The 12,931-nt window shown below is 36.4% G+C and carries 9 protein-coding genes and 1 pseudogene; 7 read left to right on the top strand and 3 right to left on the bottom strand.

The annotated features are described in order from the left end of the window. Window positions 1-9: 9 nt before the first annotated feature. Both VUJ46_RS13105 and VUJ46_RS13100 read right to left on the bottom strand, forming a co-directional pair. A complete protein-coding gene (locus VUJ46_RS13105; protein ID WP_326981201.1) occupies window positions 10-1,614 on the bottom strand; it encodes a hypothetical protein in 1,605 nt (534 codons plus the stop codon). 151 nt (window positions 1,615-1,765) lie between these two features. Then, complete coding sequence (locus VUJ46_RS13100) at window positions 1,766-2,554, bottom strand: SDR family oxidoreductase (RefSeq protein WP_326981200.1); 789 nt, start codon at window positions 2,552-2,554, stop codon at window positions 1,766-1,768. Window positions 2,555-2,778: 224 nt separating this feature from the next. Between VUJ46_RS13100 and VUJ46_RS13095 the strand changes: the two genes are divergently transcribed. The 7 genes and pseudogenes from VUJ46_RS13095 to VUJ46_RS13065 all read left to right on the top strand — a co-directional run bounded on the left by VUJ46_RS13095 (window position 2,779) and on the right by VUJ46_RS13065 (window position 12,056). Further along, window positions 2,779-4,035: a hypothetical protein gene (locus VUJ46_RS13095; RefSeq protein ID WP_326981199.1), complete on the top strand. Its 1,257-nt coding sequence runs from the start codon at window positions 2,779-2,781 to the stop codon at window positions 4,033-4,035. Window positions 4,036-4,049: 14 nt separating this feature from the next. Beyond that, window positions 4,050-4,634 (top strand): DUF6705 family protein, encoded by a 585-nt coding sequence (locus VUJ46_RS13090; RefSeq protein WP_326981198.1) that lies wholly within the window; start codon window positions 4,050-4,052, stop codon window positions 4,632-4,634. A 35-nt stretch (window positions 4,635-4,669) separates the two neighbouring features. Further along, entirely contained in the window at window positions 4,670-4,960 is a 291-nt protein-coding gene (locus VUJ46_RS13085; protein ID WP_326981197.1) for a DUF6705 family protein, read from the top strand. Between the two features lie 120 nt (window positions 4,961-5,080). Continuing rightward, complete coding sequence (locus VUJ46_RS13080; protein WP_326981196.1) at window positions 5,081-5,266, top strand: hypothetical protein; 186 nt, start codon at window positions 5,081-5,083, stop codon at window positions 5,264-5,266. Between the two features lie 457 nt (window positions 5,267-5,723). Continuing rightward, window positions 5,724-8,615, top strand: a complete 2,892-nt coding sequence (locus tag VUJ46_RS13075; RefSeq protein ID WP_326981195.1) for a SusC/RagA family TonB-linked outer membrane protein — start codon at window positions 5,724-5,726, stop codon at window positions 8,613-8,615. A gap of 27 nt (window positions 8,616-8,642) precedes the next feature. Continuing rightward, window positions 8,643-10,151, top strand: a pseudogene (locus tag VUJ46_RS13070) (RagB/SusD family nutrient uptake outer membrane protein). A 78-nt stretch (window positions 10,152-10,229) separates the two neighbouring features. Further along, window positions 10,230-12,056 carry an alkaline phosphatase gene (locus tag VUJ46_RS13065; protein WP_326981194.1) on the top strand — a complete coding sequence of 609 codons (1,827 nt, stop codon included), beginning with the start codon at window positions 10,230-10,232 and terminating at the stop codon, window positions 12,054-12,056. Between the two features lie 296 nt (window positions 12,057-12,352). Here the strand turns inward: VUJ46_RS13065 and VUJ46_RS13060 are convergent, their stop codons facing one another. Then, on the bottom strand, window positions 12,353-12,844 hold the full coding sequence (locus tag VUJ46_RS13060; RefSeq protein ID WP_326981193.1) for a hypothetical protein: 492 nt from the start codon (window positions 12,842-12,844) through the stop codon (window positions 12,353-12,355). Window positions 12,845-12,931: the final 87 nt, after the last annotated feature.

Raw genomic sequence — 12,931 nt, 5'->3', positions numbered from 1 at the left:
CCTTTCAGGCTAGAATCTACTCAGAATTCCCCAATGGATTTTAATATCGTTGAACTTAAACGGATTTCCAAACTCATTCCCATTAGAAAGTTGGAAACTCATTAATCCGATCGGAATGAAGAAATTGAAACCAAGCCCGACACTGTAGAGTTTAGGTTTTACATTCAGGGATTTGTTATTGAGCTGTCCATATTGCCCGAACACATCAAAAAATGCCTGATTTCCGATAAGGTATCGGTATTCTAAACTTCCGTAATAATAAAAATCGGCGGCGAGGGAATTTTCATTGAAACCCCGCATCGAATTCCAGCCTCCGAAACGATACAATTCATTGGCTGAAAACTCCACTTTAGAATCCATCATGGCTCCTTCTGCTTTTATATTCAGAAAATGATTTCCGTTGATGTGATAGTTATGTTCCCCGAAAAAGTAAAACTGATTTTGTGGCGCACTGATATTATCTTTCGTGTAAGTGGTCATCAGATAATCATATCCGGCACTTATTTTTGTTTTGTATAAAAACAGGTCGATGTCAGTAGGATCTACCATTTCAAACCAGACCCCGATCCCTTTTTTGTTATAATCTTTCCCCTGAACATATAAAGTGTCAATAATACTCGAACTTTCAAAAGTCCCTCGAAGACCGATTTTATTTCGGCTGTTCATGTGGTAATACAATGCAGGAAGTGCTTTTACATTGGCAAAGGTTGAATCCTGTCTGAAAATATTCACCTTCATATTCAACCCGACATTCGATTTGAAAAGATAAGGAATATCCGTTTGTAAGTCGAAAGTCTGACCTTTATCCGGGTTTCTCTGCCAATACAAATTAACGGTCTCAAAACCATTGAACATATTCCTGAAATTCACATTCAGTGTTCCGTTCAGCGTAAATTTATCTGTCTTGTCGTTCCCGAAACCAATCACCCCGTCAAACGTATTTGTCTTTTTCTTTTCCATGAAAAGGTAAATACTCGTGGAATCTTTAGTGAAAAGTGTCTGTGGCGGCCGTTCTAAAGATACAAACTGATGACCCTGAAAGTTTTTATTAATGGCAATCAGGTTTTTATCGTCGTAGTTTTTTCCTTTAAACTCCTTTTCAAGATTTTTCATGAATCTTTTAGGAACTCGTTCGTAGCCTTTCACCACAAAAGCATCGATTCTTCTTTTATCGTTTTTATTGATTTCCAGTTCAACCACCGGATAGCCGTTTTTCTGACCTTTGTATTTAGATTTTATTCTGCTGAATGCAAAGCCATCATCTATATAAGCTTTATTGATACTTTTCTTTGTTGAATCTAAATTTTTGGTGAAAAATTCTTTGCTAGTTTTTACTCTTTGTGAAATAGAATCTGAAATGCTGACAAATGTTTCATTGAAATTTTTCCCTTTATCATAAAAGATTTCGGTGCTGTCGCCTTTTATTTTTACGTCTTTCAGCTGAGTGAAAAAATAATTATTCTGAGCCAGGGAATCCAGAAATTTAACTGCCGACGTAGAATCTTTTACCTTTTTTTTAACCTTCGTTTCTGAATCTATAAGAAAATAATGCTTCTTTTGCGCTTGGATGAAAACGCAAAACAGTACAAAAAATATTTTTAAAATTAATTTCAACTCAATAAAGTTTAAAAATCAATATTGTCATTCCGTAGGAATCTAAACGATTTCTGTTAAACTCTTTGCCGAAATTCCTAAGGAATGACAAAAGTGCTGTTTTATTTTTAATTAATTTATAAAAAGTAAAACTTAGTACGTTTAACTGAAACTAGTTCATTTTATTGTATTTCTTCATCAGATTCTCATAAGTTCCCTGCGGAAGAATCCATTTCAAAGGAACTCCGATCTTCTGCCCGAATTTTCCGAAATAATAATGTGCCTTCCACTTCTTCTTGGTTAAAAGGGTATTTACATATTCTGCAACTTCCAAAGGTTCAGTTCCGTCGCCTACGTGAGAGTTCATTAAAGCATATACTTTATCGAACACATTTTTGTAAGGTTCAGAAACGTGTGTTTTTACTCTGTTTTCAGCAATATTGGTTTTAATATCCCCCAAATGAAGCGAACAAACGTGAATATTCCAAGGGTAGACTTCATATCTCATGGCTTCCGTTACTTTGTCCAAAGCAGATTTTGAAGCAGAATAAAATCCGCGGAAAGGAAGTCCCATCTCACTTCCTATACTTGAAACATTGATAATCTGTCCGAATTGATGTTCACGCATTTTCGGCATCACGGCACTCATCATCTGCACAGCTCCAACCAAATTTAAGTTGAATAATTTCAGAATATCTTCTTTTGTTGAATCTTCCACCGCGCCTACCATTCCCATTCCTGCATTGTTGATCAAAACATCAATTCTGGTTTCAGTCTTTAATACTTCGGCAATGGCATTCTGAACCGCTTCATTATCTGTAACATCCGTCGGAATAGATTGGAAATACTGGCTTTCGGTGTGTTTTCTGCTCAGACCATACACTTTATGGCCTTTCTTTCCGAAATATTCTGCTAATACGAAACCGATTCCTGATGAGGTTCCTGTGATGATTATTGTCATGTACTATACGCTGTTAGAATTATATGTTTTGCAGATTTCAATATCAATGGTGATCTTGAATTCTTCTATAATACGTTTCTTGTTAATTTTTAGCAAATGTAAAAAAAGAAAAATGAATTTATTCTTATTTATAACGATTAAAAATAAAATTTAAAAATCTAAGAAAAACACAATCTATTTGTTGTGTTTTTTTATATTTTTGAAAAAAATACAATTTTTAATATATGATGAATTTTAATTTCGTCTACAAGCTGCTGGTCATTGCAGCTTGTAGTCTATTATTCGGTTGTCATTCAGAGAATGACTTTGCTGATCAACCATTACCCCCTGAAAAATTTTATATTTTCAGCGATCCAGGAAAAAAGGATTATGCTGTTGCATTTGCAGACTTGTATAAAAGTTACGTCGATGCTAATAAAAGCAGCCCTTTTGCTAAAGATTATTTTGTAGATTTTAATGTCCACACTCCGGTGATCGATTACGGAAGTACGGATAAGGCGATTATCTATCCTGTGATAAAGGATGGAAAAATTGAAACTTTACTCATGGGGATTGTAGAGCAGGATGAAACCTATGTTCGATTTTCAGAGTTGAGTGGAAACGAGTATGCGCCGGTAAAAAGATTTTTTGAGCCGTTCTATTCGCGAGAAATGGCTAGCAGGAATGAATGTCCTGATGGTACTGGGCCGCCGGGAGGACCCTGCTTTGGAAATGGAAATATTCCGGGAGTTACCATTACCATCCCCAAGCCGGTAACACCTTTTCCGGGACTTCCTGGAGGTCCTTGCGGTGCATTTGGAAATTGCGGAGGACCTAGAGGTCCTGGAGCAGGAGGGGGTGTTCAGCCACCAACGCAGCAAAATCCATGTGCTAAGCTGAAAATGCAAAATGCAGATAAAAACTTTAAGGATAAGATTAATGACCTGAAAAAAAAGACTGAAAATACCTCCGAAAGTGGTTACCGAGTGGGAAGCCCCGTTTCAGGTTCCGGACAAACAGGAACTCAGTATCAGGAACTGAGTAATAAACCGGGAACAAGCGAACTTGATTTTAAAATATTTAATACAACCCACGGGATTATGCATTCTCATTACGACGGTTTAGTTCCAATATTTTCACCAGGTGATATTAATTTGTTTATTCAACTTCTTAAGAATGCACAAGCCAATAACATTCCCTTGAGTGACGTGTTTCTTTCTGTGATTACCAGTAGTGGAGTATATCAGCTTAGAGGAGACGGAATTAATGTTGCTAACTTAAGTATGTTTACTGGTGCACAAATTGATGCTTTAAACTCGATTTATGTAGAGAATATTGGTAATGCTAATATTTCATCAGTTGATCTACAGAAGGGATTTCTAAAATTTATGAAAGAACATATGAACATCAGTGGAGCTAAGCTCTATGAAACTGATGGTGATGGAAACAGTAAACAATTAACCCTGAACGGAAATAATTTATCAACCCCCAATTGTCCATAAAAAAAATATATATAATGAAAAAGATATTAATTATCCTAGTCATAGCTTATACAAGCTCAATTTTCGCACAACAGATATTTCCATTAAATGCGTCAAAAATTGATAGACCTAACAAGGCTTACTATAAAGATTTAGATGGAGAACTTAATCCATATGTTGGAACCTGGAAAGGAACTTGGGAGGGAAAAACTTTATATCTACAACTAAAAAAGGTGAAAATACGACGTACAGGAAATGATAATAATTATTATGATATCGATAAAATAGTTGGTGAACGCAAAATAGTATCGTACAATGGGTCTATTGAAGTTGATAGAATTAGTAATTTTGATCAGAATGCTCCAGAGTTTAATGGAATATTCGGTCAGTATAAAGATTTTTCTCAAAAATACCTTTTATTTCAGCCTAAAAATATGTGTAATAAAAATGCTAATGTAGATATTACTTTTCTTGATGCACAAAAAACACAGATGAAACTTCATTATGAATATAATCCGCACGGGATTAATGAATCCTGTCCATACTATAATCAAATAATGGTACAGGGACAAGACTGGCCTTTTAATTTTCCTAAAGATATTATATTGACAAAACAATAATGGTAAAGCCTCTGAAATGAGGCTTTATTTTACTTATGAAAAAAATATCAATTATATTACTAATTTTAAATGTTAATTTAATTTTTGCACAGCAAATATTTCCTTTGAATGCAAGTAAAATCGATTATTCTAATGGAGATTACTATAAAGATCTAGATGGGGAACTAAATCAATATATTGGAACATGGAAAGGAACATGGAAAGGAACATGGAAAGGGAAAATTTTATATCTGCAATTGAGAAAAGTAAAGAAAAGGTTTACGATGAGCAATGGTAATTATTTTGATTCTGATCAAATAGTAGCGGAACGCAAAATAATTTCTTAAAATGGAACTGTTGAGATTGACAGGATTTCAAACTTTAATGAAACATCCTCTGAATTTTTAGGTATTTTCGGTCAGTATAAAAACTTTGCTCAGAAATATTTATTATTTCAGCCTAAAAATATGTGTAATAAAACGGCTAATGTAGATATTACTTTCCTTGATGCACAAAAAACACAGATGAAGCTTCATTATGAATATAATCCGCACGGGATTGACGAATCTTGTCCATACTATAATCAGATAATGGTACAGGGACAAGACTGGCCTTTTAATTTTCCTAAAGATATTATATTGACAAAACAATAACAGATTGGCTACTTTTGTGTGAACCCATTATATTATGAATGGATTTTTGCAATAGAACAACTTAAATCAACTAATATTGGTGATATTTTTTAATAAATTAAAAGAAATAATAGCAGGTACGTGAAACGATCATAGTGAATGGAAACCTTATAGAGATATTTAATAGCGAGTCATATGAATATATGATAGGATCATACTTTGAGAAAAAATTTCCTCTTCCCGTCATCAATTTGAATCGTAAGGCTAAGTTCGTGTAAGTATTATTTTAAAACATAATAAATTCTTAATGGGTTCTGTATGAATTAATGATTTGTTAAAAGGTAAAAATGCTGAAAATCATCGTATTTACGGGTTTTCACGAGATTTTTGTTAATGGTTTTTTAATAAAAGGATAAGAGAACATTCATGAAGATAGGAGATGATGCAGTCTATTTTTGCGTCTTAATTAAGAGGTGATATGAATGTACTTAAAATGCCTGTTTCTCTATCTTATTTCACAGGTCGTGCGCTGTTGTTAAGCGCAGTTTCAGTTTCTACACTCACGCTTTCACAGCAAAAGCAGGACAGCGTAAAAGAGAAATCTATAGACGAGGTAGTTGTGGTAGGCTATGGAACGCAAAAGAAAAGCAAAATTTCAGGAGCCGTTACAGAAGCATCATTAGACAAACTCAGTTCAAGATCTTTATCAGGAGTCGGAGAGGTACTTCAGGGTAAAGCTCCCGGTGTTACGGTGGTGAATGAAGGTGGAGATCCGAATGGTACCCCAAGGGTGAATATTCGTGGTTTGGGAGGTATTAACGGAGAATCTCCTCTGTATGTTATTGACGGAGTTGTCTTCAACGGAACGCCATCCATCAATCCGAATGATATTCAGGATATTTCTGTGCTGAAGGATGCTTCTGCTGCCATTTATGGAGCAAGATCTTCCGGAGGGGTTATTTTAATTACGACTAAAAGAGGAAAAAAAGGAACTTTAACGGTTGATTTTGATGTTAAATACGGAATCAACCAGGCCTGGAGGCTGAAAAAATCATTAAACGCGGCTGAATTTCAGGACGTGATGCATGCCGCTTTTGAAAATGCAGGAAAGCTGAGCAGTTTACCATTGGCCTTTAACGCAGAAAAATATCCCGACGGAAGAGTGACAAGAACGGACTGGATGAACGAGATTTTCAGAACGGGAACACTTCAGGAATATAATGTGAATTTAAGCGGAGGAAGCGAGAAATCGAAATTCTTTGTGGGAATGAACCACAGAAATGTAGAAGGAATCTTATTGAATACACAGGCAAAACGATATAATTTCAGAGTAAATTCAGAACATAAGGTGAAAGACTGGTTAACGATCGGGGAAAATATGTATTATAATTATTCCGATGGAAATACCGCAGATACTCAAAGTGGCTACACGGGAGCTTTGATTGCGGCGATGTACTATCCGCCCAATGTGCCGGTGTATACTCCAACGGGAGCTTATTCAGGATTACCGATCAGCGTGGCGGGTGGTTACGGAGATATGATCAATCCGGTGGCTTATCTTAAAAGAATCAGCATCAGAAACCCTACTCATGAAATTTTAATTAATCCTTATGCTGAAATTACGTTAGCGAAAGACTTAAAATTCCGATCCAACTTTTCACAAAGTTTTAAACTGGGGAACGTAAAGAATTTTACTTACAGAGTATTGGAAGTAGGGAAAATTTTTGATACCAATAATCTGGAATATCAGTCGAATAATTCTTCAACCGCTCTTGCCGAGCAGCTCCTTACCTATAAAATATCAGCGGGTAAACATAATTTTGATTTCCTGGCTGGTTTTACCTTCCAGAAAAATATTGAAGAAGGCTTTACAGCAAAAACATACGATTTCCGAAGTGAAGCTGAGGTTTTTCAACACCTTCAAAATGCAGCTGATACCAATAGAGAAGCTTCCAGCTACCGTTATCAAAATGCTTTAGTTTCGTATTTAGCGAGAGTAAATTACGATTACGCTGGAAAATATATTTTGAGTGTATTGGGAAGACGAGATGGTTCTTCATTAGTTGCCAAGCAGAATCGTTTTGCTAATTATTATTCGGTTTCGGGAGCTTGGGTCGTGTCTAAAGAAAATTTCTTGAATGATGTTTCTTGGCTTTCCAACTTAAAATTAAGAGGAAGCTACGGTATCTTGGGAAATCTTGGCGGAATTTCTCCACAGTCGGTTAATCCTTTAATGATCAGAGATAACAATATTATTTTCGGACAAGATCCTTCTCAGAATATTGCCTATTACGCTACAATAAGACCAAACCCTAATTTGAAATGGGGAAAATCTGAACAGACCGATTTCGGGGTTGATGCTTCATTTTTACAAAACAGTTTGTCTTTGCAGTTTGATTATTTCGTTAAAAACTCAAAAGATCAGATCTTTAATGTGAGCCTTCCAAGTACAGCGACCTATCTTAGTCAGTACATCAATGCTGGTTTGTTTCAGGATAAAGGATATGAATTAGGAATTAATTACAACAGCAAAAGCAAAGGTGATTTTACCTATTCAGTAGGTGCAATTTTTAGTCAACTAAAAAATACGGTGAAGCAATTGGCGGATGTAGACGAGATTTTCATCAATACCAATGGCGTGAGAGGGGTCTTGAAACCTACCCGCATCAGAACCGGTGAATCCTTATATTCTTATTATGGCTACAAAACAGCCGGAATTTTCCAATCTCAGGAGGAAATTAATAATTACAAAGATGCTAATGGAAATTTAATTCAGCCTAATGCAAAACCGGGAGATATTAAATTCCTTAAAAAAGACGGAAACGTAGGAATACTGAACAATAACGATATGGTCAACTTGGGAAATCCTTATCCTAAATTCTCTTACGGATTGTCTTACAACATGACGTGGAAGAATTTTGATCTGAATATTTTCCTTCAGGGCGTTTACGGAAATAAAATCTTTAACGGGATGAAATTCGTTTCGTTAAACCCAGGTGGAACAGGACAAAATTATAATATGGACCGAGATATTCTGAATGCCTGGACGCCGCAAAATACCAATACAGATATTCCGATGCTGATGCATGGTGACCCAAGCGGGAACTATTCTAAAGTTTCAGATTTTTATGTGGAAGACGGATCTTATTTGAGATTGAAAAACCTTACCATCGGCTATTCTTTGCCTAAAGATCTTTACAAGAAAATAAATGTCAACAGATTACGAATTTATGTAACGACCAACAACCTTTTCACCATTACAAAATATACAGGTTTCGATCCTGAAGTGGGAATGGATTCTTATGGAGTAGATACGGGAAGATATCCTCAGGCGCGTTCGTTTATTTTTGGAATTGAAGCGGGATTATAATTTAATAATGATTTAAAACAAAAAAAGATGAAATATTTCAAAAAAATAATCATAGCAACAGGATTGGCAGCCACGCTTTTATCTTGTACCAGCGAACTAGATGTTCAGCCGGAAGGCACGCCTACAGAAGCCAGTTTCTGGAAAACAGAAAACGATTTGATTACGGGAGCTAACGCGATGTATAAACCTTTATTCGACAGTGAATTTTACGGAAGAGGGTTGTTCTGGTTCATCAATGCGAGTGATGATATGGTGACGGGAAGAGCGAGAAGTGAGGCTGATAATGCTAAAAACTTTAGCAGCAACTATATCGCAGCAGGTGATCTGGAAACGCAATGGAATAAAAGGTACACGGTTATTGGTGTGGCCAACCGTGTGATCAGAAATATCGATAATATTCAGACTTCAACAGCGGTTAGAAATAAATATCTGGGTGAAGCTTTATTCATGAGCAGCAGAATGTATTTTGAACTGGCTTCAAATTATGGGAATGAAAAAGCAGGTGTTCCGATCATTGACAGAACTCAGGAGCCAGATCCTAACCCAATTCCGAGAGCGGCGAATGTGATGACCAATTACAATTACATCGTTAATGATCTGAAACAGGCAGCGGATTTACTGCCAAAACAGGAAGAACTTCCTGCCAAAGATTACGGCAGACCTCACAAAGCGGCGGCTTGGGCATTATTGGCTAAAGTATATCTTTTTATGAAAGATTATCAGAATGCAGAATATTACGCCAATGAAGTGATGACGCAGGGCGGAAGAGCTTTACTTGCCAACTATGCCGATGTTTTTAAATCTGAAAATAATTACAGTACAGAATATATCTGGTCTATTCCAGGGACTCCGAAATTTACCTCTTGGGGAAGTATTCTTCCTGGAGTAATGCTGGAAAATAAAGGTTGGGGGGAATATAACGGCTGGGGATATTTTCAGCCAACAAAAGAGTTGTATGATGAGTTTGAGGCCAATGATAAAAGGAGAAGTACGACTTTGCTGAGGTTGGGAGATACATTTACTTTTAACGGAACGCAGAGAACCTATACTTCTACGAATTCATTAACGGGCTATCAGTTCAACAAATACATGGATGCTTTTAAATATCCTTTAAGCAGCGGCCATGTAAGTGCCAACGGAGATTATCCGTGTACTGATCTTTCGGTTCCGATCATGCGGTATGCTGAGGTTATTCTGATCAAAGCGGAAGCTAAAATCATGCTGGGACAAAATGCAGATATTGAAATTAATATGATCAGAACCCGCGCCGGATTACCTGCAAAAAATGGCTGCACATAAGCCGATCTTAAGCATGAAAGACGTTGCGAACTGGCAGGCGAGTGGTCCGACAGACATAGAGATCTTGTCCGTTGGGGCGATGCGCAGGCAACGTACGCACAGGCACTTCACGGAAGCAGCAATCAACAGGTTTGGGCTCCGAGAAATTTCAATCCGGCAATCCACAATGTGTGGGCTGTTCCGCAGGCAGAAATCGTAAACAGCCACGGAATCATCAAGCAAAATGAAGGTTGGTAAACATTGAATATAAACTATTAATATACACCCTATCACTACTGAAAATTCTGTAGTGATAGGGTTTTTTATACAGAGAATATGAAGCAAGCAAAAATTTGGGCATTATTGGCTCTGGCTGTTTTTTCTAAAAATCAGGCACAGAATTATTTGAATTATAGCGTAAACAACGCTCATTCACACAATGATTACGAACAAAAAGTTCCGTTTTGGGAAGCGTATTATGCTGATTTCGGTTCTATTGAAGCCGATGTTTTTTTAGTGAAAGGTAAGCTTTGGGTGGCTCATTCTGAAAAGGAACTGTCGGCAGAAAGAACGTTGGAAAGTCTTTATCTGGATAATATTTCAAAACAAATTAAACTGAATAAAGGAAGCGTTTATCCTGATGCCAATAAAAAACTGCAATTGTTGATTGATGTTAAACAGGAGTACAAAACGACCTTAGCTGCCTTGACGGATATATTGAAGAAATATCCTGAAATCACCAACAGTTCAAGCGTTAAAATCGTTATTACGGGAGGTCGTCCGAAACCTTCGGATTTTAAAAATTATCCCAATTATCTGTATTTTGATGGCGATATCAACCAAAAATATACGGCTGATGAGTTGAAAAGAGTAGGATTGTTCAGTGCCGATCTTCAGGATTTTATTAAATGGAACGGAAAAGGCATCCCGCGAGACGAGGAAACTTTAGCAATCAAAAAAACGGTGGACAATGCTCATGCGCAAAAAAAGGCAATTCGTTTCTATGGCGCTCCGGATTTTACCAATGCATGGATTAATCTGATTGATCTGGGGGTAGATTATATCAATACCGATCATATTCCTGATCTGAAAAAATTCTTAACAACTCTTCCGAAAAATTTTTATAAGAATACAAAAAACTACGAAACTTATTCGCCCACTTACCAAACAGACGGAGTGGTTAAGAAAGTGAAAAATGTCATTCTTCTGATTCCGGATGGTACTTCTTTGCCTCAATATTACGCTGCTTTTACGGCTAATAAAGGGAAACTGAATGTCTTTAATATGAAAGCCACCGGATTGTCGAAAACCAATTCTTCCAACGCGTATATTACCGATTCTGCACCCGGATCTACGGCTTTTGCGACAGGAGTAAAAACAAAAAACACATTTGTAGGCGTTGACGGAGCTGGAAAAGCCTTAGCACAGATTCCAGATATTATTGCTGAAAAGGGAATGGTTTCAGGGTTAATTTCTACAGGAGATATTACGGATGCGACTCCAGCTGATTTTTATGCCCATTCGGACAACAGAAACAGTTCGGAAACTATTTTAAAAGACTTTATCAGTTCTAAAACAAAGATTCTGATCGGCGGCCCGACAAGTGGTCTGACTTCAGAAAATGCTCAGAAAATAAAAGAGGCTAAAATTGATTTCTATAAAGATTTGAAATCTGCGAATAAAATGGCAAACAGAACCCTGGTGATCGATCCATTGGCTTCAAAAAGGATTACGGACGGAAGAGGAAACTGGCTTTCAGACGCTTTTGATCTTACATTAAATAATCTGAAAGACAATAAAAACGGGTTCTTCATGATGATCGAGGCTTCTCAAACCGATGGTGGCGGTCACAGCAATAATCTGGGACAATTGGTGACTGAATTGCTAGATTTCGATCATGTTGTCGGAAAAGCGATGAAGTTTGCTGACGAGAATAGAGAAACTTTGGTAGTTGTCGTTGGCGATCACGAAACAGGCGGATTAACGCTTCTCGACGGAAGTCTGCAGGACGGTTGGATATTCGGAAACTTCAGTACCAACGATCATACTTCTATTCCTTCGAGTGTTTTCGCCTATGGTCCGAATTCAAAAGAGTTTACGGGATTGTTTGAAAATACCGAGATCTTCAATAAAATAATGAAGGCATACGGAATTCAGAAATAATAAATATTGCATTTTAAGACTTTTTATTGCTTGTTCTAAATTTTCTTAATCAAAATAAACTTTGTTTATTCTTTTTTTTAACATTAAGATTTTAAGCTCTTTAAGCTGAATAAGATTAAGAAATCCATAAATTGATTTTTATTAAGATCTTTAAGGAAAACAATCTTAACTTCTTAATGTTAAAAGAAATTTAAATAGGTTATAAAATTTCAGTGCTTTTCGCAGTTAAATCAAATAAAAAAATGTAGTCCTTATTAATAAAGACTACATTTTTTTATTCTGTTTAGCTAATAAAATTACAAACCTCCCGTATCTTCTATTTCAACTAATCCTATATCTGGAAGATCACAAAGACAACCTTTTATTGATTTGTAAATTCCTGAAATATCGGTCTCCTTGCCTTTGGCATCGGTAATGGTAATTCCGGTGGAGTAGGAGCCATCTTCTGCGTAATAGGCTTTGTGAAGCTGATATGTATAGCCCTTATTGATAAACGTCAGGTAATTCAGTTCCATTCCCGAATTCTGCTTACCTCCGCCTCTCATATAGGATTTGTATTTGAATTTCTTCCAGCTGGATTTTGTTCTTTCAGCAGGAAATTCCATTTCCACTTTGCTTTTGCTTCCAAAGCGATATTGCAGATATTGATTTTTTTTGTCTTTCGCCAAAACCATCTTCTTACCCGCTTTGGTTTCAAACGAATAAACGATTTCTTCATTAGGTAGAAGATATTGTGCCCAAATAGACACCGGGACCAGAAAGGTCAGGAATAATAAATACTTTGTCATTGAAATTGGTGTTAATTAGTATACTTTTATTTAACCACAAAAGGCACAAAAGTTTTTGATATGTTATTAAAGTTTATCGTTAAACTG

This window comes from Chryseobacterium sp. MYb264 (genome assembly GCF_035974275.1).
Taxonomy (GTDB): Bacteria; Bacteroidota; Bacteroidia; order Flavobacteriales; family Weeksellaceae; genus Chryseobacterium.
The sequence above is the reverse complement of the archived record's forward strand: the minus strand, read 5'-3'. Positions and strand labels throughout refer to the sequence as shown.

What these genes read in the sequence shown, in the direction of transcription:
- VUJ46_RS13100 (WP_326981200.1), bottom strand. Translation starts at nt 2,554, where the DNA reads ATGACAATAATCATCACAGGAACCTCATCAGGAATCGGTTTCGTATTA.
- VUJ46_RS13095 (WP_326981199.1), top strand. Translation starts at nt 2,779, where the DNA reads ATGATGAATTTTAATTTCGTCTACAAGCTGCTGGTCATTGCAGCTTGT.
- VUJ46_RS13090 (WP_326981198.1), top strand. Translation starts at nt 4,050, where the DNA reads ATGAAAAAGATATTAATTATCCTAGTCATAGCTTATACAAGCTCAATT.
- VUJ46_RS13085 (WP_326981197.1), top strand. Translation starts at nt 4,670, where the DNA reads ATGAAAAAAATATCAATTATATTACTAATTTTAAATGTTAATTTAATT.
- VUJ46_RS13080 (WP_326981196.1), top strand. Translation starts at nt 5,081, where the DNA reads ATGTGTAATAAAACGGCTAATGTAGATATTACTTTCCTTGATGCACAA.
- VUJ46_RS13075 (WP_326981195.1), top strand. Translation starts at nt 5,724, where the DNA reads ATGAATGTACTTAAAATGCCTGTTTCTCTATCTTATTTCACAGGTCGT.
- VUJ46_RS13065 (WP_326981194.1), top strand. Translation starts at nt 10,230, where the DNA reads ATGAAGCAAGCAAAAATTTGGGCATTATTGGCTCTGGCTGTTTTTTCT.
- VUJ46_RS13060 (WP_326981193.1), bottom strand. Translation starts at nt 12,844, where the DNA reads ATGACAAAGTATTTATTATTCCTGACCTTTCTGGTCCCGGTGTCTATT.